Annotated in this window: 23 protein-coding genes and 1 pseudogene; 14 read left to right on the forward strand and 10 right to left on the reverse strand. The window is 52.0% G+C overall.

Annotated elements, in window-relative coordinates:
- Positions 1 to 55: 55 nt before the first annotated feature.
- From DM374_RS05340 to DM374_RS05355, 4 genes are all read right to left on the reverse strand, one after another.
- Positions 56 to 1,585, reverse strand: a complete 1,530-nt coding sequence (locus DM374_RS05340; RefSeq protein ID WP_110968950.1) for an efflux transporter outer membrane subunit — start codon at positions 1,583 to 1,585, stop codon at positions 56 to 58.
- On the reverse strand, positions 1,582 to 4,767 hold the full coding sequence (locus tag DM374_RS05345) for an efflux RND transporter permease subunit (RefSeq protein ID WP_110968951.1): 3,186 nt from the start codon (positions 4,765 to 4,767) through the stop codon (positions 1,582 to 1,584). Before DM374_RS05345 ends, DM374_RS05340 begins: the two co-directional genes overlap by 4 nt.
- Before the next feature lie 176 nt (positions 4,768 to 4,943).
- The gene (locus tag DM374_RS05350; protein ID WP_110968952.1) at positions 4,944 to 6,119 is read right to left on the reverse strand and encodes an efflux RND transporter periplasmic adaptor subunit; all 1,176 of its coding nucleotides are present in this window, start codon (positions 6,117 to 6,119) and stop codon (positions 4,944 to 4,946) included.
- Between the two features lie 159 nt (positions 6,120 to 6,278).
- On the reverse strand, positions 6,279 to 7,553 hold the full coding sequence (locus DM374_RS05355; RefSeq protein WP_110968953.1) for an MFS transporter: 1,275 nt from the start codon (positions 7,551 to 7,553) through the stop codon (positions 6,279 to 6,281).
- A gap of 356 nt (positions 7,554 to 7,909) precedes the next feature.
- On the opposite strand from DM374_RS05355, the gene DM374_RS05360 reads away from it, so the two are divergent.
- The 4 genes from DM374_RS05360 (at position 7,910) to DM374_RS05375 (ending at position 11,358) form a co-directional block, all read left to right on the forward strand.
- Positions 7,910 to 8,899, forward strand: coding sequence for a GlxA family transcriptional regulator (locus tag DM374_RS05360; RefSeq protein ID WP_110969113.1), 990 nt, complete (start codon positions 7,910 to 7,912; stop codon positions 8,897 to 8,899).
- A 264-nt stretch (positions 8,900 to 9,163) separates the two neighbouring features.
- Positions 9,164 to 9,904: an SDR family oxidoreductase gene (locus DM374_RS05365; protein WP_016973809.1), complete on the forward strand. Its 741-nt coding sequence runs from the start codon at positions 9,164 to 9,166 to the stop codon at positions 9,902 to 9,904.
- 366 nt (positions 9,905 to 10,270) lie between these two features.
- Complete coding sequence (locus DM374_RS05370; RefSeq protein WP_016973810.1) at positions 10,271 to 10,876, forward strand: SCO family protein; 606 nt, start codon at positions 10,271 to 10,273, stop codon at positions 10,874 to 10,876.
- Positions 10,876 to 11,358 carry a copper chaperone PCu(A)C gene (locus DM374_RS05375; protein WP_016973811.1) on the forward strand — a complete coding sequence of 161 codons (483 nt, stop codon included), beginning with the start codon at positions 10,876 to 10,878 and terminating at the stop codon, positions 11,356 to 11,358. The genes DM374_RS05370 and DM374_RS05375 overlap by 1 nt, the downstream gene beginning before the upstream one ends.
- Positions 11,359 to 11,695: 337 nt before the next feature.
- Here the strand turns inward: DM374_RS05375 and DM374_RS05380 are convergent, their stop codons facing one another.
- Positions 11,696 to 12,082 (reverse strand): nuclear transport factor 2 family protein, encoded by a 387-nt coding sequence (locus tag DM374_RS05380; protein WP_047335640.1) that lies wholly within the window; start codon positions 12,080 to 12,082, stop codon positions 11,696 to 11,698.
- Positions 12,083 to 12,390: 308 nt separating this feature from the next.
- Positions 12,391 to 13,122 carry a DJ-1/PfpI family protein gene (locus DM374_RS05385; protein WP_025110503.1) on the reverse strand — a complete coding sequence of 244 codons (732 nt, stop codon included), beginning with the start codon at positions 13,120 to 13,122 and terminating at the stop codon, positions 12,391 to 12,393.
- A gap of 54 nt (positions 13,123 to 13,176) precedes the next feature.
- Here DM374_RS05385 and DM374_RS05390 point away from each other — a divergent pair, with 54 nt between their 5' ends.
- The 6 genes from DM374_RS05390 to radC all read left to right on the forward strand — a co-directional run bounded on the left by DM374_RS05390 (position 13,177) and on the right by radC (position 18,733).
- The gene (locus DM374_RS05390) at positions 13,177 to 14,190 is read left to right on the forward strand and encodes a GlxA family transcriptional regulator (protein WP_225422449.1); all 1,014 of its coding nucleotides are present in this window, start codon (positions 13,177 to 13,179) and stop codon (positions 14,188 to 14,190) included.
- A gap of 488 nt (positions 14,191 to 14,678) precedes the next feature.
- The gene (locus DM374_RS33645; protein ID WP_008436736.1) at positions 14,679 to 15,008 is read left to right on the forward strand and encodes a hypothetical protein; all 330 of its coding nucleotides are present in this window, start codon (positions 14,679 to 14,681) and stop codon (positions 15,006 to 15,008) included.
- Positions 15,009 to 15,074: 66 nt separating this feature from the next.
- Positions 15,075 to 16,043 (forward strand): DUF932 domain-containing protein, encoded by a 969-nt coding sequence (locus DM374_RS05400; RefSeq protein ID WP_110968954.1) that lies wholly within the window; start codon positions 15,075 to 15,077, stop codon positions 16,041 to 16,043.
- A 111-nt stretch (positions 16,044 to 16,154) separates the two neighbouring features.
- Positions 16,155 to 17,159: a YqaJ viral recombinase family nuclease gene (locus tag DM374_RS05405; protein ID WP_047335638.1), complete on the forward strand. Its 1,005-nt coding sequence runs from the start codon at positions 16,155 to 16,157 to the stop codon at positions 17,157 to 17,159.
- A gap of 106 nt (positions 17,160 to 17,265) precedes the next feature.
- Positions 17,266 to 18,189 (forward strand): recombination directionality factor, encoded by a 924-nt coding sequence (locus DM374_RS05410; protein ID WP_110968955.1) that lies wholly within the window; start codon positions 17,266 to 17,268, stop codon positions 18,187 to 18,189.
- A 46-nt stretch (positions 18,190 to 18,235) separates the two neighbouring features.
- Positions 18,236 to 18,733, forward strand: a complete 498-nt coding sequence (gene radC, locus DM374_RS05415; protein WP_110968956.1) for a RadC family protein — start codon at positions 18,236 to 18,238, stop codon at positions 18,731 to 18,733.
- Between the two features lie 99 nt (positions 18,734 to 18,832).
- Here the strand turns inward: radC and DM374_RS05420 are convergent, their stop codons facing one another.
- From DM374_RS05420 to DM374_RS33095, 3 genes are all read right to left on the reverse strand, one after another.
- On the reverse strand, positions 18,833 to 19,489 hold the full coding sequence (locus DM374_RS05420) for a YagK/YfjJ domain-containing protein (RefSeq protein WP_047335636.1): 657 nt from the start codon (positions 19,487 to 19,489) through the stop codon (positions 18,833 to 18,835).
- A gap of 366 nt (positions 19,490 to 19,855) precedes the next feature.
- A complete protein-coding gene (locus DM374_RS05425) occupies positions 19,856 to 20,056 on the reverse strand; it encodes a helix-turn-helix transcriptional regulator (protein WP_008436723.1) in 201 nt (66 codons plus the stop codon).
- Between the two features lie 104 nt (positions 20,057 to 20,160).
- Positions 20,161 to 20,325, reverse strand: a complete 165-nt coding sequence (locus DM374_RS33095) for a hypothetical protein (RefSeq protein WP_157969666.1) — start codon at positions 20,323 to 20,325, stop codon at positions 20,161 to 20,163.
- Positions 20,326 to 20,473: 148 nt separating this feature from the next.
- Between DM374_RS33095 and DM374_RS05430 the strand changes: the two genes are divergently transcribed.
- Positions 20,474 to 21,322 carry a hypothetical protein gene (locus tag DM374_RS05430; RefSeq protein ID WP_110968957.1) on the forward strand — a complete coding sequence of 283 codons (849 nt, stop codon included), beginning with the start codon at positions 20,474 to 20,476 and terminating at the stop codon, positions 21,320 to 21,322.
- 299 nt (positions 21,323 to 21,621) lie between these two features.
- Here the strand turns inward: DM374_RS05430 and DM374_RS33650 are convergent, their stop codons facing one another.
- Entirely contained in the window at positions 21,622 to 21,804 is a 183-nt protein-coding gene (locus tag DM374_RS33650) for a carbohydrate porin (protein WP_110968958.1), read from the reverse strand.
- 684 nt (positions 21,805 to 22,488) lie between these two features.
- Here DM374_RS33650 and DM374_RS05445 point away from each other — a divergent pair.
- The 3 genes and pseudogenes from DM374_RS05445 to DM374_RS05455 all read left to right on the forward strand — a co-directional run.
- Positions 22,489 to 23,124 (forward strand): c-type cytochrome, encoded by a 636-nt coding sequence (locus DM374_RS05445; RefSeq protein ID WP_110968959.1) that lies wholly within the window; start codon positions 22,489 to 22,491, stop codon positions 23,122 to 23,124.
- A 100-nt stretch (positions 23,125 to 23,224) separates the two neighbouring features.
- Positions 23,225 to 24,052, forward strand: a complete 828-nt coding sequence (locus DM374_RS05450) for a c-type cytochrome (protein WP_404821296.1) — start codon at positions 23,225 to 23,227, stop codon at positions 24,050 to 24,052.
- 53 nt (positions 24,053 to 24,105) lie between these two features.
- Positions 24,106 to 24,505: pseudogene (locus DM374_RS05455) on the forward strand (ZIP family metal transporter); the annotation flags it as partial.
- Positions 24,506 to 24,515: the final 10 nt, after the last annotated feature.

The following is a 24,515-nucleotide window of genomic DNA, read 5'->3' on the forward strand; positions in this document are numbered from 1 at the left end:
CGGGTCAAGTTGACCCGCTCTTTATGAGCAATTCAAAGCCGTCCAGGCTACGTGATCACCGCTTACGGCCATTGGAGGCAACGCTAGTGTCGGCTCGGTTCCACCCACCACCTAGGGCTCTAATCAGGTTCACCGTTGCAATGGCCTGAGTACCCGTCAGACGGCTCAGTTGCAGTTCGGTTTGTAAGACTTGGCGCTGAGCATCGATAACGTCCAAGTAGCTGATCTGCCCCTCTTCATACTGAGTTTTAGAAAGTCGCTCTGTCCGTATTGATGCTGCAACAGCTTCGCTTTGATTACCTTTCTGATCATCGAGCAACCTCAGATCTGCCAGGTTGTCCTCTACCTCTCTAAACGCCACCAATACTTGCTCCCGATACTTTGCAACCTGCTCGTCGTATCGAGCCCTTGCAGAGGCGAGATCTGCTTTCCTCCGACCACCATCAAATATCGGTAACGTCAGCGCCGTTCCCGCAAGGGGGCCTAGTAGAAAAGACCGAGTCGACCAGTCGAACAGATTCCCCAGCGATGACGACTCGAAGCCGGCGGAGGCATTTATGTTAAGCCGCGGGAAAAATGCTGATTTCGCCAATCCGATTTGTGCATTAGCCGCGGCCATAGCTCTCTCGGCGGCAGCAATATCTGGACGGCGCTCCAGTAGGGCTGATGGTAACCCGATAGGCACCTGGGTCGCGATGGGCTCTATAGGTGAGTCAGGGAAGCCGAAGTCGGCAGGAGACTTACCCAACAACACGGCAAGACTATGTTCTGACGTCGCGCGAAGCCGTGCGATCCCTACCGAGTCCGCCCTCGCGGTCGATAGTTCGTTGCGAGCTCGCGAGAGGTCAAGTTCGCTTATGTCACCTTCTTTGAATCGCCCCTCTACTAATTTCAGGGTGTTTTCACGCAGGGTGACCGTGCGACGAAATAGTCGAAGTTGGTTGTCGTACTCACGCAGCTCGAAATAATTTTTAGCCACATCAGCTTGGAGGGCTAACAGCACAGAACGATACAGCGCCTCGTTCTGTGCTTGATTAGCGAGCGCAGTGTTCACTTGTGAATCCACCTTCCCGAACAGGTCTACCTCGTAAGAGGCCGTCGCCTGCGCCCGCCAAAGAGTCTGCGTGGACCCATTCGCATCGTCAGACAACAATTGTGAGGCAGGAGACAGGCGTTCACGCGTAGGACCAAATCCCGCATCTAGGGACGGGAACCATCCCGCTCGGGCTGATTGGGTCAAGGCTCTCGATTGCTGGACTCGTGCGGCAGCCGCCTTCAGATTCTGATTAGCCTCTGCGGCTTGCCGCTCCAGGTCGTTTAGCACCGGATCGCCAAAGACTAGCCACCATTCCCCACGATGCTCGGCATCGGCCGGTTCAGCGTTTTTCCAGGCGCTATCTTTGGGCAATGATGCTTGCTTCTGTTCAGCCGAAGCTTCCTTGAACGCCTGTGGAGTCGGGACGTCGGGGCGGTTGTATGTCGGCTCCACAGAGCATGCTGATAGAAGCGATAGCAGCGCTGAGGAAGTTAGCAGTCCAAATATAGACTTTTTAGGTAATTGGATCATTCGTTTGGCTCCGATCATGAGTCCAATGCTTCCGTTGTCAGGTGAGGCGCGTCTTTTTGAGCCACGTGTACTTTGCCACCTGCCAGCGTACGCAGGACCACGTAGAAGACAGGTGTTAGTGCGAGACCGAACAGGGTCACGCCCAACATGCCGAAAAACACCGAGATCCCCATGGCTTGGCGCATTTCTGAGCCCGCCCCAGTGGAAAACACGAGTGGAACAACGCCCATGATGAAGGCGATCGAAGTCATGAGAATCGGCCGGAGGCGCAAGCGGCTCGCTTCAATGGCAGCCTTCAGCGGCGTGTACCCGTCGTGCTCTAGTTCTCTGGCGAACTCGACGATCAAGATGGCGTTTTTGGAAGCCAATGCGACCAATACCATCAACCCGATCTGGGTAAAGATATTGTTGTCTCCTTGCGTGAGCCACACCCCCGTGAGTGCGCACAAGATGCTCATGGGAACGATCAGGATTACCGCCAAAGGGAGGGTCAAGCTTTCGTACAGTGCGGCCAGTACGAGGAATACGAGCAGGACGCTGACAGGGAAGACCCACATACCGGCATTACCTGCCAAAACCTTTTGGTAAGTCAGCTCAGTCCACTCGAATTTTACGCCTTGAGGCAACACCTCGGCTGCAATGCGCTCTGCTGCTGCTTGGGCCTGGCCAGACGAATAGCCCGGCGCTGGGCCGCCGTTAATATCCGCTGCGGTGTAGCCGTTATACCGAACCACCATGTCCGGACCGTAGGTTGGGGTGATACGAACCAGAGACGATAGGGGCACCATTTCTCCACGGTCGTTTCTGGTTTTTAGCTGAAGGATGTCATCTGCTCGCTGACGAAACGGTGCGTCGGCCTGCACTCGTACCTGATATACACGGCCAAAACTGTTGAAGTCATTCACATACAAGGAGCCAAGGTATACCTGCATGGTCTTGAATACATCGGTAACAGACACGCCCAGCTGTTTGGCTTTCACACGGTCTAGCTCGACGTTTAGCTGCGGGAAGTTGATCTGATAGTTTGTCAGTGACCCACCAAGCTCCGGGGTCACTGCAGCCTTGGCCATGAATGCTTGAGCGGCCTTGTTAAGCTCCTCATACCCGAGGCTACCTTGGTCTTCCAGCTGCATTTTGAAGCCACCTAGTGTGCCAAGCCCGAGTATTGGAGGCGGTGGAAAGGCTGCGACATAGGCTCCTTTGATACTGGCGAACTTTTGGTTAAGGGATGCGACGATGGCCGCGGCGGACTCATCTTTCGATGTACGCTCGCTGAGAGGCTTGAGGGGGACAAAGACAATCCCTGCGCTAGAACTGTTCATGAATCCGTTAACGGACATGCCGGGGAAGCCGACTGCGTGAGCGGCGCCCGGCTGCTTCATGACTATTTCGCTCATCTGGCGAATCACTTCTTCCGTTCGGTCAAGAGAAGCGCCATTGGGAAGCTGGGCGATGGTGACCAAGTACTCCTTGTCCTGCATGGGAATAAACCCAGCAGGCACAACGTTCCCCATAACCGCCGTGAGACCCAGAAGAACCACATAAACAACCAGCATGCTGCCCTTGCGCTTAAGGATGCCTGTTACGCCTTTCGAGTATTGCTCCGAGCCACGATTAAAAACCTTGTTGAAGGCTCGAAAAAAACCGCCCAGTAGCTTATTCATCACCCGCGTTAAGGCGTCTTGCTTAGCGTCGTGGCTACGCAAAAGTAGTGCGCTGAGGGCTGGAGAGAGCGTGAGTGAGTTGAAAGCAGATATCACTGTAGAGATCGCAATGGTCATCGCAAACTGCTTATAGAACTGGCCCGTGAGACCGCTCATAAATGCCAACGGTACAAACACAGCCACCAACGTGAGTGCGATGGCAATGATGGGGCCGCTGACCTCTCGCATGGCTTTATACGTGGCGTCCCTCGGGGTCAGACCGCTGGCTATGTTCCTCTCCACGTTTTCAACCACAACGATGGCATCGTCAACGACGATACCAATGGCTAACACCATTCCGAAAAGCGACAGGGCATTGATTGAGAAGCCGAAGGCCAGCAATAGCGCAAAGGTACCGATGATGGACACCGGTACAGCGATTAAAGGGATGATCGCTGTACGCCATGATTGGAGGAACACAATTACGACCACGACCACCAGTGCGATGGCTTCGAGCAGTGTTTCTATAACCGCCTGAATGCTCGACTTCACGAAGCGAGTGGGGTCGTAGATAAGCCTGTAATCCAGGCCTGGAGGGAAATCAGCGCTGAGATCTTTGAGTGCGGCGCGGATTTGATCAGAGATCTCCAGCGCGTTAGCGCCAGGCAATTGGTAGATGGCGAGGGAGACGGCGGGTTTGTTGTCCAGCAGCGCACGCAATCCGTATTCAGCCGCAGAGAGTTCGACTCGGGCGACATCCCGCAGATAAGTAACTGCGCCATTCGGGCTAGTTTTGAGAATGATGTCGCGGAACTCGTCGACGGTCTTCAAGCGTCCCTGGGCGTTGATTGTCAGCTGTACTGCAGTACCCGGCGAAGAAGGCGCAGCACCAACGGCACCCGCAGCAACCTGAATATTCTGTTCTTGAATGGAAGTGACAATCTCCGAGGCGGTGAGATTACGCTGCGCCACCTTTTGCGGATCAAGCCACACACGCATTGCGTAGTCACCTGCCCCCCACATATCGACACGGCCAACGCCAGGTATCCGCTCAAAGCGCGTTTTGACGTTCCGTAGGCCGTAGTTTCTCAAATACGTTGTGTCGTACCGATCATTCGGCGACACGAGGTGCAGAAAAAGAACTAATGAAGAAGAGCTTTTGAGCGTAGTAACACCCAATCGTTGTACATCTTCGGGCAATCGTGGCAATGCTTGATTGACTCGGTTCTGTACCAGCTGGGTAGCCAAGTCCGGGTCAGTTCCTAATGCGAAAGTTACAGTGATGGTCAGGTTACCGTCACTGTTCGCTTGAGACTGCATGTACAGCATATTCTCAACGCCGTTAATTTTTTCCTCAAGCGGCGCAGCAACTGTCTCGGCAATGACTTTTGGGTTCGCTCCAGGATACTGTGCGCTGATTGTGACCGAGGGCGGAACGACCTCTGGATACTCAGAAATCGGCAATTTAAATATTGCTATCAACCCTGCAAGCAGGATCACCACGGATAGTACGCCCGCAAAGATCGGACGATCAATGAAGAACTTTGATATGTTCATTAATGACTCTTTAAGTGAGGCGGCTACTTGCTCTCAGCGCTGCTTGAAGGTTAAAAAAGACAACAGGACGCTTAAGGATGCACTCTGTTTTATAATCAATGCACGGATCAATAAATCCTAAGTGCCTGAGGGACACTCATTATTTACTGGTGAATTTTAGTTAGTCCTGTCGTGGGTCAGTGAGCGTTTCTAGCCTGAGCGTCATTTTGGGGAATTATCTTTCCTAGAACCTGCTCCCCTGGACGGACTCGCTGAATACCGCCTACCACCACCCGTTCGCCCTCTTCGAGTCCGGACGTGATAATGCGATAATTGCCTTGTAGATTTCCCAGCGCTACCGGGCGATAAACAATATGGTCATCTTTTCCCACGACCAAGACAAATCGCTTGTCTTGATCGGTGCCAATTGCCGCATCATCAATAAGAAGGGCCGCGTATGGTTCACTGCCGCCCACTTTTACACGCGCATATAGCCCCGGGACCATGGTGCCATCAGCGTTGTCAAACCGTGCACGCATGCGGATAGTGCCTGAGGTAGTGTCGAGTTCATTGTCTACGGATTGGATGACTCCCCGGCGCGAATACCCTGTCTCATCTGCAAGTCCTAGATCAACCGGAACAGTAGCCTTATTGCCGAGTCTGTTGATGTACTTAAGATAAGTCTGCTCATCAGCGTTGAACTCTGCGTAAATGGGGCTAACAGAGACAAGCATCGTTAAAGGTGCCGCGCCTGCCCCGGCGTTTACGATGTTTCCAAGTGTTATTTCCGCCCGCGATACTCGACCAGAAATTGGAGCTGTAATCTGGGTATGGCCGAGATCAATTTTAGCTGCATCCAGCGCCGCTTCAGCAGTCTTAAGATTGGCACTGGCCTCCAACGCCGCGTTGTTTTTTTCATCGTAGTCACGTTTCGCTATTGCATTTTCGGCAATCAGGCGCTGTGCCCTCTCCCAGTCGCTTTTCGTGTACGCGGCGCGAGCTTGAGCTGCTGCAACCTGCCCCTTAGCTCGTTCGACTTGTGCTTGGTAAGGTCGTGGGTCGATGACGAACAGAGTGTCCCCTTTTTTTACCAATTGGCCATCATGTATGTTGACGTCCGTTATGGTTCCCGCAACCAGTGGCTTAACCTCAACTTTTTCCACCGCTGCTAATCGGCCAGAGTAAGTTTGCCAGTCGGTAACCGTTTCTTTTTTAACGACCACGACATCTACCTCTTGGACTGGGGGCGGGCCGTCCTGTGCTACAGCTTTCTCTGAGTTATCGACCACGCCAAAGGCAACGACTCCGAAAATAATAAGTATACCTGCGGAATAAAGTGCCGGCCTAGTGCGGGGTTTGGAATTAGCGCTCATCATGACTCCAAGATTAATTCTGTTATAGCTTAGCTGTTGTGTGAATGCCAAGTTCCGATGGATCATTCACAGCAACATGAGGTGGCGTTTCTTAAAGCGCCAAGCTTTTTGGATCTCCAGCGATACCGCTTTTAAAAGGTGTGCGTCACGCCCGGATAATTATGTCGCCGATCGGTTTTCGCTGCCCGAGACGTGTTCACTGGTTGCGTTTTTTATTCTGCGTTCGATACACACCCACCACAAGGTAATAACAGCGCATACCGCTAATAGTGGGAAAATCATATCGTTCATACCCTTCCAGCCAAGTGATTGCAATAGAGGGCCGGCGGCCAAAGTTGCAAATGCAGTGAACGTGTATCGAATAAACTCTGCCACTCCCTGCACCCTAGCCTTCTCGGAGGGATGATGCGAAGCAGTCAGTAAGACTGTGCCGCCCACAAACATAAAATTCCATCCCACGCCTAAAAAAAGAAGTGCAATATAAAATGCCGCCAAGCTGTCCGAACAATGTGCAATCAACCCGCAAGCTGCACTAAGTGCAATTCCCAAGAACAAAATCGAAGGCAATCCGAATCGGGAAATCAGGCGTCCAGCAAATAGTGACGGCGCGTACATACCTACTAAATGCCATTGAATAATGCTGGCGCCATCATTTATTGAGTGATTGCTGGCGACAGCCGCCAGCGGTGTTGCAGTCATGATGAACATCATCACCACGCCGCCTATGACGTTATTCGCGAGTGCCGCTAGTGAAACTGGCTGTCGAAATATTGTAAGTAACTTGCGTGGCGGCTGTTCGTGGCCATGCAGCTCCAATGATTCTGGAAGTGCATCTTCATAGCCTAACCAAAGTAATGCTGCCGAGGCAATGCCGAGCAGGCATACCATCAAATAAGAACCGGCGAATAGGGTAGCGAATAAATTCGTGCTCCAACTCGCTAACAAAGGCCCAAGAATAGCGGCGATCACTCCGCCCGCAAGCACCAACGAGATTGCGCGTGCTTTGCGGTCGTCAGGTTCCGAATCTGTCGCCGCCAAACGGTAATACTGGGCGAACGCTTGAAAGATACCGACGGCCGCTGTCCCGATGCAGAATAGCCAGAAAGAGTTCAGGAAGACCGCCCATACGGAAATCGATCCGCCTATTGCACAGGTGAAGGCACCTAGCACAAATCCACGCCGTCTTCCGATCTTCTGCATCAGCGTAGAAGCGAAATATGTCGCAATGGCGCCTGCTACGGTGATCAGTGCAAAAGGCAGAGTCGCGAGCGATTTATCAGGGGCAAGCTGATATCCCGTCAAACCGGTCAATGTGAGATCGATCGCGATGGCCGCCGTGAATAATCCTTGGGCTATGGCCAACACAGCCACATTCGAGCGACTTGACGATTTTTCTGGCGCTGGAACGTCTTCCGACGACTTTGATGTACTCATTGCACCCGCCTCCAGCCAAGAAGATTTGAGGTGACAGCCCTTACAGCCATGACGACTCTCCCGTTGAGAAACGGGAGCATTCTCTATGTCACTTATGGCGGGATAAAGGACTTACTTCCCTCCTTTTTGGCCGTCATGCTGCATTGGCCAGCGGATGTCACAGACAGGAACGCAAATAGCGAAGCGGGACTACGAGGCGAAAAATTAGGATGACGTTTTTTGAGGGTTTTTTGCTCTTTTCGCCATACGACTTTTAGAGGATCATCCGAGGAAAGCAGTACGAAAATCGCCAACAGGAGGCTGGCAGGGAATAGTAATTGTGAACAGGATCAATGATTTTTGGAGAAGGTAATTCCATGCGTGACATCGCTTTCCTGGTCTTTCCCGAGTTTCAGATTCTGGACCTTAGTGGTCCGCTGGCCGCCTTTGAAATCGCTAAAGAGATCGGGGTATCAGATCCATACTGCTGTTCGGTAGTCTCGTTGTCGGGCGGTCCCGTTATGAGTTCGGCTGGTCTGGAAGTAAGGAGTCAGAAGATCAGATCTAGCCCGTACGATACGTTGATAGTGGTCGGCGGTAAGGCTTTTTCCAAACCCTATGACCTTCCCATGGTGTCGGACCACCTCGCTAATGCGGCCGCGAAAGGTACCAGGCGAGTTGCGAGTGTTTGCACCGGGGCTTTTCTATTGGCTTCGGCGGGCCTGTTAGACGGTCGCAGGGCTACTACACACTGGAGGCAGACCGCGCGACTGCAACGCAATTTTCCGAAGGTGCGGGTACAGCCCAATCATATATTTACGAAGGATGGTGGCATCTGGACGTCTGCTGGCATCTCTGCGGGAATCGATCTGGCGCTGGCCATGATTGAGGAGGATCTGGGAAATGCTGTTTCCCATGAGGTCGCCCGCGCCATGGTCGTGTACCACCGTCGGCCAGGAGGGCAGTCACAATTTTCAGCCATGGCCGATATGGAGCCGACGACGGATCGCATGAGGGAGGTGCTTTCCTACATGCGAGAGCATCTAAACGAACAGCTATCAACAGAGCATTTGGCATCAATTGCGTGCCTCAGCTTGCGCCAATTTGGTCGAGCCTTTCTGCTGGAAACGGGGGAAACACCCGCTAAAGCTGTGGAGCGTTTGCGTGTCGAGGTCGCGAGGCTGCGCGTTGAACGTGGGGCGGAACCGATCGAACTGATAGCACACTCGGTTGGCTTCAAGGATCCGGAGCGGATGCGCAGAGCCTTCATCAGAGTTATCGGGCACCCTCCTCAAAGCATCAGACGACTGGCCGCACATCAGGGTGTTAGCGCTTATGAGGTTACGGTTGAGGCTGAAGTGTCTTAACTGCCCGCTCAGGGTTCATTGCGCTCGGCGCAATCCCCTCTGCAACGGCGTATTTGAGCGCTGTACCGAAAGTCTATTCCTCTTAAAGCCGCCTCATCAGTAGATTCTAATTTCGGAAGGGGAAACAAGTTCGACTAAACCGTATGGCGTAAATCGAGGGGACTAAGTCGTTTTGCAAAGCGCTAGTGACGCTTAAACTTCAGCTTCTGGGTTTAGTTACCCCGAATGGTCGCGGTAAATCTCAAATCTACTAATGGGACAGTCATGAAAGAACTTTCAGGCAAACGTGCATTCATCACTGGCGCTGCACGTGGTATTGGCGCAGCTATCGCTATCGAGTTGGCAGAAAAAGGAGCTGATATTGCTTTCAGCTATGTTCGCTCTGGGGATGCGGCGGAGGAACTGGCCAGAGAAATTGAGGGATTGGGTGTTAAAGCCTTCCCTATCCAGGCCGATAGTGCGGATCCCCAAGCAGCTACGCGTTCTGTACATGAGGCAGCTAGGCTTTTAGGAGGGTTGGACATACTAGTAAACAATGCGGGCGTCGCTTTTATTTGCCCGCTAGAGACAATGCCGCTGGATCAGATAGACCAGATCATCGCCGTAAACATTAGAGCAGTGATCTTGGCTTCTCAAGCAGCCATTACCTATCTTGGAGAGGGCGGAAGAATCATCAATATCGGTTCCTGTCTGGCGGAGCGTGTGGCCTTCGAATCGGTCACAGTCTATTCCATGTCCAAGTCCTCCCTACTTTCCTTTACACGAGGACTTGCTCGTGAGCTAGGACCGCGTGGCATCACCGTTAATACTGTGCATCCTGGACCTACGGACACTGATATGAACCCAGCCGATGGTGATGGTGCCGATGCAATGAGGGCTCATTCAGCATTAGGCCGATACGGTACTGGGAAGGATGTCGCAGTGGCGGTCGCGTTCATCGCAAGCCCAAGCGCTAAACACATCACCGGCACCGGGTTAAGCGTGGACGGGGGCGTAAACGCGTAGTCCTGATTTATCTACCTACAGACTCTCTGACTAGTTACCCCAGGCACCTTGCTAGTAAGACTGTACGCCATTACGGGGCTAAAGAACTTGGTAGTTCGGGCTGATTTCCAGCAGTCATTCTAGTTGGGTGGCCGGGGAACTTAAATCTTCTTTTCGCGAACGCCTAGTTAGACGAACCACGTTTTACAGTTGAGGCGCCGTCAAAAGCATTAGAGACAACACCCTCAATTCAATCGCACTGGTGATCAGCTCGACCTGAACCGATGTATTTATACATCGGCAGCACATGATCAATGTATGAAGTAATAATTCGAAGAAGACTTGCTAATCCAATTTGTGGTTTTTTGTATAAAGAGGCTTGAATCAATGAGCGTTTTGTTGACTCGCCGCAAGGTGATTTCAGGTATGGGACTTCTAGGTATCGGCATGCTGGCAGGATGCGATACCCGAGGTGAGCTATCGTACAAATACGGCAAAGACTTAAGCAATAAAATTCTTGGGCGCACATTCCGGCTAAAAGACACCGACGGCGAGGTAAGAACGCTTTCAAGCTATCGAGGCGTGATGCCCATGATTTTTTTTGGATTCACTCAATGTCCGGCAGTCTGCCCCACCGCCTTGGCTCGTGCAGTTAAAATCAAAAAAATGATGGATAAGGACGGCTACTTTCTTCAGGTTATCTTTATTACGCTCGATCCCGAGCGGGATTCACCAGCCGTCCTAGACGCCTATGTAAAAACTTTTGATCCGTCATTTATCGCTCTTTACGGAACGCTAGAAGAAACAGCGGCTACAGCCAAAGAGTTTGGCGTGTTTTACGAGAAAGTACCGATTGGGTCAACATATACACTTACTCATTCATCGACGAGCTATGTGTATGACTACCAAGGAACGCTACGCCTTGGATTTTCTCAAGCACTTTCGGCACAACAATGTGCAGAAGATCTGATTACACTCATGGAGATTTGCTAATGTATTCAGGTCCAAATTTTACCAATATAAATCAACACGTTAAACAGATCGTACTTGGATTTTCTCTACTAGGGCTGGCTTTCCAGGTTTCAGCCCAAACGCAGATAGAGGGCGCATGGGTTCGCGCGACAGTGCCAGGACAACAAGCGACTGGTGCGTTCATGACGATAACTGCAAGCAGCGACAGCAAGCTGCTCAGTGCCCAGTCACCGGTGGCGAAAATCGTGCAAGTTCACCAGTCGACAATCAAGAACGACGTGATGCGCATGCAACCAGTAGAGTTCGTCGCCTTGCCTGCTGGCAAAGCAGTCATCCTGGATCCCCACAGCTATCACATTATGCTTATTGACTTGGTGAAACAGGTAAAAGAAGGTGACCAGGTGCTTGTGAATCTTACGGTAGAGAACGCCAAGGGCGAGAAGGAATCGATCAAGGTTGAGGCCACCGCGCGAGCTTTAAATATGGCTGATGACGCAAAATGAATCGATAGTTTCAACGATGAGCGCCAGTAGATAAAAGTGGCTGACCGTGACGAGCGTTTAAACTGGGCGACGCCGCCAGCCACGTTGTCGGATTCGCTGGCCGCGTTTATCGAGTAGATTCGGCATGAAGCTAAGGCAAAGAGTTTTTTTGCCTTAGCTACCTTCGTGCGTGTAACACAACAAAAAATTGCTGGCTTATCTCAGGTGACCTCGCGCGACCCTTGTCTGGTTGCGATGCACCTCAGGTTAGCGCGCTCAAGCCTTTTAGCATCGGCTTAGAGGAAGAGGATCTTGCATCTGACGGGCTAAATTTATCCGATGCGGCTCCGTCGCTTGCTTAGGCGTATCGTTGGAATATCTTCGAGATTATTTTCCACTGACCGTCGATCTTGAGCAGCGAAAGAAAGTCGTGGAAGCTCGAGCCCAAAACGTCATTCTCCATGTCCACTCGGACAACTGCAGCTGTGGGTGCGATAGCCAAGATATCCAGGCGACTGCGGGTGTTCGGTGAAGCGCCCAGTGCTTTGAAGAAACTCGCAAATACCGGAACAGCTGGACCTTGAAGCAGCTCATCGCCCGTGTAGCCCCACATTATCGCGTCTTCGTGGAAGGCTTTCTCAATTCCAGCGATGTCCCCAGAGCGATAACCGTCAATATAAGCTTGAGCAGCCTGAATTACATCGTCGTACTCAGTCGTGGCGACTGGTTTTATATGCGAAGTCATGTTGAATCCTCGAGAGCTACTTAGTGAAATGTGCAAGTTTTAGAGCCGCTCAGCACCACGTACTGCGATCACCACAATGGTTATTAAAACGAGTGCTCGCTCCCTGGCGTAGGATCGATGCATTCAGATCTAGCTGCGCGAGCCCCCAATTTTCAGGTACTCCCACGGCAAGTCCCCTGCGTGTAGGAGTGCAGGGGCTTTTTGTTTGGCGATGACTACTGCTCAGGACCTGCCCCTAGAGCGACCCCGCGGCATGGCGCAGAAATGACTGACCAAGGTCCGCCGAGAACAACGTTACAGAGCAACGATCACGCGGGAGCTAGTTTTGATAACTGCGCTCGACGCTTCATATGCTCACTCGCGACTCTCACAGCCTCGTCAGTTCGCCCCCACAGACCCTTTATCTGTGCGACGATCTCCGGCCGCGCGGTACGTGGATTCCCCGAGTTCATTGTCGGCTGCGGGTCGTACTCGAGCACCAGCTGCGTAAACTCTGCCGCATCCTGGCCTTTAAGCTCGGCGATGACCTTCAGCGCAAAGTCGATACCTGCCGTTACACCGCCACCTGTGATTCGGTTCCTGTCGACGCATACCCGTTCGTAGCTCGGTTCAATACCCAGTGCGATGAGGGGTTCGTAGAAAGGCCAGTAGGTTGCTGCACGGTAGCCCTCCAATAGTCCCGCCATAGCAAGAAGTACAGAGCCTGTGCATACGGCAGTTACATAGGTGGCAGTCTGTCCTGCGCGAGCAATAAAATCGAGCAACTCCCGGTCCTTCATGATTTCAGGGGTTCCTCCGCCACCTGCGACAAACAGCACGTCTAGGTTATCTGGAACGTCATCAATCGTGATCGTGGGGTTCAGGGTGACGCCCATATCCGTGGGAACGGGCTCCAGCGTCTTCCAGATGATGTGAGTTTTGGCATGAAGGCCGAACGCCGTCTGTGGGCCAGCCAAGTCCTGCAGAGTGAAACCAGGAAAAATTACCATGCCAATCTGCAGTTGTCGGTCTTGAATCTTATTGCTCAGCTCATCAGACATTACCGTCTCCTCTCGTCGTAGTTGACGAAAGAGTATTCCTGCTAGACGCTACACGTGAGTGGCTTAAATGACATCAAGCGATCGTTTTCTGCCAGTTATTTGATTTTGAGAGCGGGGGTCAACGCCGTGCATAAAATTGCGGTTCTGGTATTGAATGACGTGGTGCCGTTGGACTTTGGTATCGCCTATCAGGTTTTCGCTTTGGCTTCTCAGGTCGATGGCAGCAACGCATACGAGGTTGAGGTGTGCGCACCCGAGCGGACAATTCGGTCTGCTGGTTTTGATATGCAGGTGCGGTACGGCCTCGACCGTCTTGAGCTAGCCCACACTATCGTCGTTCCAGGGTGTGAAGACCCGTTTGGAGAGGTTCCAGAGGCAGTAAGAATCGCCCTTCGCGAGGCATATGTTCGTGGTGCACGATTGGCTTCAATCTGCACGGGGGCTTTTATCCTTGCCGCGAGCGGTCTTCTTGATGGAAAACGCGCTACCACCCATTGGCGTTTCGCCGAGGACTTGGCCAAGCTTCACCCAGAGATACAAGTAGAACCTAACGTTCTGTTCGTCGATGAAGGAAGCATCGTGACTTCGGCCGGCGCGTCAGCAGGATTAGATATGTGTTTGCATCTCGTGCGACGCGATTTTGGTCAGACTGTTGCGGCAAACACTGCCCGTCTAGCGGTCGCGCCACTGTACCGTGACGGTGGTCAGGCCCAGTTCATTCGTCAGGAGCTTCCAGGCTCTTCAACGAGCTTAATGCCCTTGATCGAATGGATACGGGACAATCTGAACAGTTCGCACACGGTCGACAATCTTGCGGCGCGTGCCAACATGAGCTCTCGCACCTTCGCTCGGCGATTTCAAGAACAGACCGGGACTACACCTCTACAGTGGCTTCTCACCGCCCGTATTGATCGAGCGCGTGCATTGCTTGAGGAGAGCGAGACGTCGATTGATCAAACGGCACTTCTTTCCGGATTCGGGTCTGCGGTGACCTTCCGGTCGCGATTCCGAAGGGTCGTTGGCCTGACGCCGACGGAGTACCGTCGTCGTTTCAGCTCAGCAAACTAAAATCCAATACCCGCAGACCATGGGTTTGGATTTTCAGGACGACCGACACGCTCACATCGATGCGTCAATCGCCAATTCCGCTGGCGATCAATGACAGTACCTCGCTCGGCGCATTTTTCGGGGCACAACAAATTCTGGATGGGAGGGCTGTAGTTTCACTACGGCGAAGCCAAGAACTTCTTATGGACAAATGCTAGAAAATCTTGCCCTTATGCCAGCACCTTAGCCTGAGTCTTTACTGTCGTAAAGCTGGGCGCTATCAATGGATTTCTGGTCCGAGAGACCCGATAGGCGGTCAGTTGTAGGCTGGGTTTGCCTCATACTCCCTCCGGCTCGAGTGTCATGACCATTGGCTATGCGCCCGTGGATAATCAAAAATATTTCAGACCTATATCACCTCTATGAACGCCCACCTGTATCGACTGCAGTTGGGATTTTGGCGTGCCTGCACTTCGCTTAGCACGCTCATCATTTGAGAGGATCTGCGTATGTATAGCCCTTGCCCAAGTTGTAACTCTGGACGCATCGTCACGAAAAATATCGGCAAACAAGCAGGCGGTTTGATCGGTGCCGCAGGCGGCGCCGCTAGTGGTACAGCTGGCGCTCTGTCCGGCGCTGAAGCTGGAGCTGTTTTAGGTGTCGCCGGAGGCCCAATAGGCATCGCAATCGGGAGCGTCGCTGGGGCGATTTTAGGGGGGTTGTTTGGAGGGGTCGCTGGCGGTATCGCCGGGGCCACGCTCGGTGAACAGATCGATGACAAGGTACTGAATAACTATCAATGCCTAGAGTGCGGTTACAGCTTCAGCGCTAATCGCTAACTCATCGAGTCAGCCCCTGTTTCTCATGCAAACAGGGGCGCCCCTTTTGTGAAAGGACCTATTCCCATGGCTCATCTCATTGAACAAATGGCTTATGTTGGCGCAACTCCCTGGCACGGTCTGGGTAGTCGTCTTTCTCCGAAACAACCCATCGAAATCTGGCAGCGCGAAGCGGGTATGGACTGGAAGATCCAGGACAGCCCGGTGCATTTCAAATCCGATAGCATCGGTGCACTTGGCTCAATTCACACCTTCCCTGACCAGAAGGTTCTCTACCGCTCCGATACTAAGGCCCCGTTGTCCGTGGTTTCTCAGCGCTACCAGGTCGTGCAGCCGCGCGAGGTCTTGGAGTTCTATCGGGACCTCACTGAAGTATCGGGCTTCGAGCTGGAAACGGCCGGCGTACTCAAAGGCGGTCGCAAGTTTTGGGCGCTGGCCCGCACTGGCCAAGGTACGACCTTGAGAGGCAACGATCAGGTCAATGGTTATCTCCTGCTGGCCACCTCCTGTGACGGTACCTTGGCTACCACGGCCACACCTACAACTGTGCGGGTAGTTTGCAATAACACGTTGACTATTGCGCTGGACGGTTCGGCCAAAGCGATCAAGGTGCCGCACAGCACGCGTTTCGATCCACAGGCAGTTAAAAAGCAACTCGGTATCGCCGTCTCGCAATGGGACAACTTCATGCACCGGATGCGAATGCTATCTGAACGCAAAGTTCAGTGGCATGAAGCCATGGGATTCTTCATGAACGTGCTGTGTGATGCCAATCCGAACATGCCACGACCGGCAGTACTTCCCAACGAGCGGGCGCTACGCAAGGTGCAATGCCTGTATGAAGGTCAGGGCCGCGGGTCAACCCTGGAGTCAGCTCAAGGAACCGCCTGGGGCCTGCTCAACGCCGTGACGGAGTACGTCGACCACGAACGCCGTGCGAGAAGCATCGAGTACCGTATGGACTCTGCCTGGTTCGGGCAAGGAGCACAGCTCAAGCAACGGGCGCTGGAGGCGGCGCTACAACTTGCAGCTTAGGCCTAGTTTTCACTGTCCTCATAAACCCCTTCCCCATTCTGTTCTTCCACTCCCTAAACGCCTGATCAGCTTCGTGCTGGTTGGGCGTTTTTATGCCTCAAGGAAATGATTATGAGCTCTCAATCCCTACTACATCTCAGAACTAAACCCAGTCCTGCCTTACGCTTGGTCGGCACCAAACAACTGCCGCGTGAGGACTGGTTGACCGTGCGCAAGCAAGGCATCGGCAGTTCAGATGCCGCCGCCGCTGTGGGCCTGAACCCTTATAAATCACAGCTGGAACTGTGGATGGAAAAAACCGGGCGTGACACCTTACTAACCATGCTCGATCCGCAGGATGAGGAAAGCCCCGCGTACTGGGGCAACATCCTGGAGCCGATTGTCGCATCCCATTACACCCGGCGCAGCGGTCATCGGGTCCGCCGGGTCAATGCGGTTCTGCAGCATCCTGATCCCAAACTGGCCTGGATGCTGGCCAATATCGACCGTGAGGTTATCGGTGCGTCAGAAGTGCAGATTCTCGAATGCAAAACCGCCGGCATAAACGGCGCACGTCTCTGGAAAGAAGGCGTGCCCGAGTATGTGCAGTTGCAGGTCATTCACCAGTTGGCCGTGACTGGCAAGCAGGCGGCGGATGTGGCGGTACTGCTCGGAGGTCAGCACCTGGAAATCCATCGCATTGAGCGCGATGAGTCACTGATAGCTCGGCTGATCGACCTGGAACGGCTCTTCTGGGATTACGTCGTCAGTGACACCCCACCGCCGGCAGACGGTTCGGCCTCAGCGGAGCAAGCTTTGCGCTGTCTGTATCCGCACGACAATGGACAAACCCTAGACTTTAGCCAGGACACACTGCTCTGCACGGCCTTTACCGAGCTGCAGAACGTCCGCAAGTCGATTGCTCTGCAGGAGGCGCAGGAAGCTCAACTTAAGCAAACACTGCAACAGGCCATAGGCGATGCCAGTCGGGCGACCTTCGCAACCGGCAGCATCACGTGGAAGAAAGCCAAAGACAGCTTGGCTCTGGATATCCCCCGCCTGCTAAAAGAAAAGCCTCATCTGCAAGTTCGCTACTCGACCACCAAAGCCGGTAGTCGACGTTTTCTGCTGGCTTAAACGATCGTTCGCTCCTCCCTTATCCCCGTGCCCTTTCCCTTCAATGCCACCCTGGTCGCTCACGCGGTCTCGGTGGCGTTTTTATTTCAGTGACAGGAGAACTCCCATGCTCAAAGGTTTAGCCATCACACCGCCGGTTTTAGGCCGAATTTCCATCGGCAAAGTCGTCGAAAAGAACGGTAAGCATCTGCCAGAAAAGGACGATCAATTTACCCTCACCTCCCAATTACATAACCGTGACGGCTGGTTGCTGCATCCCCTTAACGAAGAACTGCGCAATGGCAAGGACGGCAAGCTGCGCAGCATTCCGATCCGGCTGCTGTTCAACGAGCCGGACCTCAACTTTCGGGCTGACTACAGCCTGTTCGACCGTAATACTGGCCGGCCGCTGTGCGTCGGCAATGGTGAGACCTGCAAGCGTCTGACCAAGGATGGTATTCAGTCGTTGCCCTGCCTTTCACCGGATGGCTGTTCACTGGCTCAAGGCAATGCCTGCAAACCTTACGGCCGGCTCAACGTTGTGATTGGCGATGACGATCCACTTGGCAGCTTTGTCTTTCGCACCACAGGCTACAACAGCATCCGCACCCTGGCAGCGCGACTGCACTATCTGCAAGCCATCTCCGGCGATCGACTGGCCTGCCTGCCGCTGGAGTTGCGTCTTCGCGGTAAGTCCACTCGCCAAAGCCACGGTGTACCGATTTTCTACGTAGACATCACGGTACGCAGCGGTCTGGGCATGGAAGATGCCTTACTTGCAGCCAAGCAATTGGAGGAGACCCGTCAAGCCGCAGGCTTTGACCAGAGCGCCTTGGATCAAGCGGCACGGCAGGGTTTTAACAATGGGGCCTTTGAGGACACCGTGGAGGACACAGGTGCCATCGTCGAGGAGTTCTTCCCTGTCATTGAAGATCAGCCCAGCCGTATAGAACTCAACCCCCCTCCACCGGCAGCGCCTGCCAAACCCTCACTTGCCCAGAAGCTGGAATCGCGAGCCTCGCAGCACAAAAGCAGGTCTTCGGTTCAGTAGCCATCAACTCTTCTGCGTTCTTCCCTATTCGCTCAGGAATACCCGAATGAAATATCACAAGCTGATAGCCGGTGAAACAATCGGTACCTATGTCATGGAATCCCCGGTTACCGAGGCTGACATCCTGCAGATGGCACAACAATTGGCAATGAGCCGTCTGTCTAAAGGCCGGGCATTAACGGAGCCAAAGCAGGTTTTTAGCCACCTGCAAACACTGCTGCAGTACCACGAGCACGAGGTCTTTGCGCTACTACTGCTCGACAGCAAACATCGAGTGATTGCCTTCAGAGAGCTATTCAGAGGCACACTGGATGGCGCCAGAGTCTACCCGCAAGAAGTGGTCAAGATTGCGTTGGAGCACAATGCGGCAGCGGTGATTTTGGTACATAACCATCCATCCGGCGACCCTGAACCCAGCCAAGCTGATCGCACGCTAACCCAGGCGCTCAAGAACGCCCTCAGCATGATTGGCACCCAGACGTTGGATCACATCGTTGTAGGTCATGAAGGCTGCGTATCGCTGGCTGAACGAGGTTACCTTTAACTCCAATGTACACACCGTCCGATGGACCGCCTTTGGCATTGCCAGGGTGGTCGTCGGCACGGTGTCCTTCTATTTTTTTGTCGTGATTCAGCGTTGCGCTCAGGTTCTGCTGCACCCGAAACCATGGGAACCATCCCCAAAAACCTTCGTGCTCGACTTACACAGGTAGCTCGCACGATGGAAGAAGGCTGCCTGTCCGGCTATCTCGTCGCGATACAAGTGATAGTAAGGATTTTGTGGAATCTCGACCAATCCCCTGACAGCCTCTACTGATAACCCTAAAGCGCTTGCCCACGCTCCTTCCAAGCGATTAAACATGTTGTCTCTGCCTGATTCGAGCTTACCCAGCGCATTGAATGCATCGTAGTTCAGCAAGATCGCAAAGTGATGATGTGGTCGCGCATGCTGCCCTTGTTCCCTAGCCCAGACGTAACGCACCTTGGTGTCGTGAGCGTACTTATTCACAAGTTTCGCCATTTGGCGATTGTGCTTGATTTTGGCTTTAAAGGATTCGATGAAGCGGTCAATAACTTCGTTCGTGAAAGCGTAATCGGGCAATTGATTGTTAGCTGGTAGCCGCAGGTCAAACCTGAATGCGAACACACGAGGGTACTGATTAAGCGCTCGAGATACCGTCTGATGAAGACGGTTTAGGTACTCTTGGATGAAGGGTCCCTTATCCACTTGCACGGTCAGGCCTTGATAAGAACCTTCGTAATGAAGGGTTAAGTTCGTGTTGCCTGGATATCTAGCCATGATTGAGCTCCGAGTATTTAGTTTCATATAGTCAGGCCCGCTAGTACATTTTTACTTACACCTAAGAATTTAGAGCACAGTACTGCTCTGCTTAGAGTGCCTACCTTCCCTCCGACACACCCCTACACCCCTACACCTAACCAGTACAGACAAGCCAAACTCACAATAGAGATACTGTATAAGCATAATACCAATACCGAAACTTTCTGACGGCACGACACTAGATAAAACACCCACAAACCCTGTTAAAAAAGATACATTACAGAGAAACAACAACTCTGGAAAAACACCATGAAGAATAAGTTCCTTCATGGTGTTAACTAGAACCGAGCCAGTGAAATTCACAAAGGCAAACGCAGCAGTTCCTCAAGCATCATTCTTCACCAACTGATCCCGCTCTTTAACTTTACTTAGTATCCAATCGTGAACTTCACTTTCCAGCCAACCTACACAACGGTCCCCCAAGGAAATAGGTTTGGGAAATGAATCTCCCGAAATAAACTTGTAAATCGTAGATCTAGCAAGGCCAGTTAGATCCATGACCTCTTTCAATCGAATTATCCTCATGAACGCATCTCCTGTATTCGTCCAGAGGATTGGCAAGGTCAGTAGAACTTTACTGAGGGCCACGAAACTCCTGTCTACTGGCGAGTCAATGAACCACTCAGAGGCTAGAGAACGGGCATGGTAAGAAGCGACCCTTCCTTGCAATGGGCGGCGGCGTTGACGGATTTTTGAAGACCTTTCGGCAGCCGCCCCTTGTTGACCTCAAGGCGGTTCAGGCCCAGCAGCACTTCAGCGGCTTGTTCACGGGTGCTCAGTTGGGCGAAGTCCATGGTGCTGATGCCTTAAACACCGCATAATTTCGGCCCCATCATCAAAAAACATCTACTATAAATACTCTAGCTAAACACTATAAAACTCATGCAAAATCTCTATGTTTGTGCTATAAATCTACTGAATTTTTTCTAGAAGACTTATAAAATGGCCGTCAGAATCAATGATAATCTTTCTCAGCTCTGGGGAGACAATTTAGTCAATGACCGCAGGGATATTTGGCTATGGAAACGCCTCCAAGAATACGGACTCAATATTGGCCCCCTCGACAGAGCGCCGCGAGAGATGCGCAACATAATCGCAGAGTGCTTGAGCTTAAACCCACACATCGCTGAGACTTTGAAACAACAGGAAGCGGCAAAACTACTTCATCAGGATCACTTCAAGTGGATACATGAGGGCAAACGCCAAATCTCATGGGTAAGTAATCGATTACTTAGCGCTTCAGGACTTATTCCATTCATGATCCCAAAAAACCTACATGGAATAGACAGGCTGTATTACATCGCAGACTGCTGGGAAGCCGACATCACCTACAAGCGTATTGAACTAAAAAACATAGAGGAACTGTGGAGATCACAAAAAAACACTGACAAACCTTTCAGATGGTTTAAAGACGACAACCAAAAAATCTTGCTCGCGTGGGAATGGCTTACAAAGAACACTCAACTCAATCTCTCACGCCCCCCGTTTGAAGACTATGAAGACCTTTTAATATATTTTGATGAAAACTTTATCATCAACGAACAAAGGGAGCTCTACCTTACTAAAATTAAAGCACGATGGAGCCAGCAAAAATACAGAAGCAACCTATTAGGAAAGTCTCAGTACAACTTTATACTTTCCGACAAGGCCATTCGAAGTTTAGACAAAATATGCGAACAACATGAAATCAGTCGTGCTCGAGCAATAGAAATCCTCATAGCGCAAGAAGAGATAAACGCTACGTACATTGCTGAAAAACTGAAAAACTCCAAACTACTCAATCAAGATTAGTGGACTTTGCAGAAATAGATACCTGATAGATCTCCGGTCAAGACCCGACCTCACTCTCGGATTATTTTACGGCCCAGCAGGATCTATCTCAAGAGAGCGATACAATGGCTGCTCTCTATTTACCTGCTCTGCATCGTGCCAATCCATGCTGTGACGCAGCTGTTAAGCAGAGCATATTGTACGGCCTGGGTCCGTCCTCCCGACTGAACTAGTATTGGCTCTCATAACTCACGCAGGCAAAGAAACTAGGCCCAGCGCCAAACCTGGCACATCTTGCACTACAACGTAGTTTCAAACTTCTAACCGGCAATCCAGGCATTGTCGACATCGTTGACGCCAGGACTCACCACGTATTGAATATTTGGCCGCGCAGTCAGCCACTTGCTGACCAGGAAGCCGTAGTAAAGCTCCACTTTGGATGTAGAACCTCCCGGGCTGGATGTAGCGATTGGTTTTGAACAATATAGATCGACACTAAACAATAAAGTTTGTCACGCGAAAACATAGATTGACACAAATCTTAAACCCCCGTATCAACGGGGGTTTTCTCTTTCCAGGCTTTCCCTTTGGTCTGGATTCATCGCTTCAGTTTTCAGCGGGTGTAGTCTAGAAATGCTCTAAATATGGTCGCTATGGTGGTCATGCTCTTCTACGACTCTTTCTCGGCGAGAGGTGAAGTGGTCCGCATCAACATAGGAGGCGTAGGCTGCCAGTAGATCGTTTGGAGTACAGTCATGCTGATGTTCCTGTAGCTCAAGGGGTATGCGGAGCAGAAGTATACAATGAAGCCATCGTCTATTGCGACCCGCTGCCAAGCTCCGCATGAGCTACGTCAGATACAGGCTTATTCAATGGGTATACCTGCGGGCAAGACTTTGTTTTCCACTCGTTATTGTCTAAGCTGGTCTGAGTGCTGAGAGGTGAGTTGGCCAGACGGTTACTGATGGGTAATCTATCAGCAGAAAAAACCGCCACGACCTCCAATGATAATGTTGCTGAAAATAGAGTGAGCTGCTTTTGCGACAGAATTGGCTGATAGCGAAAAATCATGAATCGGTTCGTGGAGGCCAAAAATAATTCATGACATTTTTCTACGAGAACCTACGTTAGGACTAACCTAATTTATCGAAACTCCTGTTATGCAAAAATAACAATGAGGCTAGTCGATGGAAATCTCGCGTTGGGCAATAGTTTGTATTTTATCTGGTTCATTTACTACACCCGCTTTTGCAGCAGACGCACAAAAGATATTCTCCCAGGGTGGGTCTAATCCAGGGGCCATCGCCTGCTCAACCTGTCATGGTGCGGATGGCTTGGGGTTACCCTCTGCGGGTTTTCCACGGATTGCAGGCCTACCAGAGGATTACTTAACGAAGCAAATCTCTGATTTCCGCTCAGGTTCGAGGAGCAATTCCATAATGCTTCCAATCGCTCAGGCATTGAGCGAAGACGAGTCAAAAGCCCTCTCAGTTATGCTCGCGAAGATGCCAAGTCCATCGGTGAAGCTAGTGAATCGTGCGCACGTAGCGATAGGACCAGGGGAAAACCTGGCCTTGAGAGGCGCATGGGAACGAAATATTCCCGAGTGCGTCGCGTGCCATGGTCCAAGTGGTATCGGAGTCGGCGCCACCTTTCCGCCGCTCTCAGGCCAATCTGCTCAATACCTAACATCACAACTTACTGCCTGGCGGCAGAAAACTCGAAAAAATGATCAAGACGATCTCATGGGCCACATTGCGCGCTCGCTCACCGATGCCGAGGTCGAGGCGGTTTCCCAATATTTTGCTGAGCTCAGTAAATAGAGGCCTAGCCATGAAATCCATCATCGCTGCACTTATTACTCTCAATATTATATCAATGGCTTGTGCGACTGAGATTATAGAATCAACCGTACCACCCAAAATGCCGAATCCAACTCAGAGTCAAGCCTCCACATTTCTCCCTCCCGCGGAGGTGACGCTACCTGACAATGCTTTTGGTCGATTAGTCCAGCAAGGCCACGCGATCTTTGTAGATACGAAAGCCAATGCATCCGAGTTCGTAGGAAACGGTTTAAATTGCACCAACTGCCATTTGGAACGGGGAAGAAAAGCTGACTCTGCTCCTCTTTGGGGGGCTTACACAGTGTACCCGGCCTATCGAAAAAAGAACGACAAGGTCAATACCTACGCTGAGCGCTTACAAGGGTGCTTTCAGTTCAGCATGAACGGAAAACCGCCTCCAGCTGACAGTCAAGTCATCTCTGCTCTTACCGCATATTCATATTGGCTCGCAACGGGCGCACCTACAGGGCAAGAGCTGCCTGGACGTTCTTACCCCGAGATTCCTGAACCTACCGGAGGTTTCGATCTCGCTAAGGGAAAGGCAATCTATGCTAGGCAGTGTTCTGTATGCCACGGAGATGAAGGTGAAGGCCAGAAAGCCGGGGGCGACTATGTGTTTCCACCGCTATGGGGTAAAGATTCATTCAACTGGGGGGCGGGGATGCATCGAATCAATACCGCCGCCGGCTTCATAAAGTCGAACATGCCCTTGGGTAAAGGGGGAACGCTTTCCACAGATGAGGCGTGGCACGTTGCGGCCTATATGAACAGCCATGAACGACCAAAAGACCCAAGGATGATTGCCGGCTCTGTCGAGCAGACCAGATTAAAATTTCACGCGAATGATGGGGTCAATCTTTATGGGCAAAAGGTGAACGGAGTGTTAGTCGGCCAAGGTACTGAGTGAGTTCAGTCAGCTTAATGGACGAATCTATGTACACAGCGCAGCAGTCGAGGGTTAACCTACCAGAATGTACGGCCATAGGCGTCAGCTTCGCTCAAGATGGTATGAGCGTAGACTTTCCTCTAACCATAGCCATCGTCTTTACATGACAATCCGGAAGGTCTAGCCGTAGCACGTACCCTACGCAGCGCTGGCTTTGCTCCTGGTCTTGCCTTTCTGATGGCAGCTTCTGGTGGTTTGCTCGAACCGCTCGGTGCATTGCTAGGCGTCGGTTTGTCCAGCGGCTTAGCGGTTGCCTATCCGATAGCGCTGGGCCTAGCCGCTAGTTCCATGCTCTTCGCGGTGTACCATGAAGTTATTCCTGAAACTCACCGTAATGGGCATCAAACCTCCGCAACTATCGGCTTGATGGCCGGTTTGGCACTGATGATGGTATTGGGCACTACTCTCGGGTAATTCTGACTCT

It is taken from the genome of Pseudomonas huaxiensis (assembly GCF_003231275.1).
Classification (GTDB): Bacteria; Pseudomonadota; Gammaproteobacteria; order Pseudomonadales; family Pseudomonadaceae; genus Aquipseudomonas; species Aquipseudomonas huaxiensis.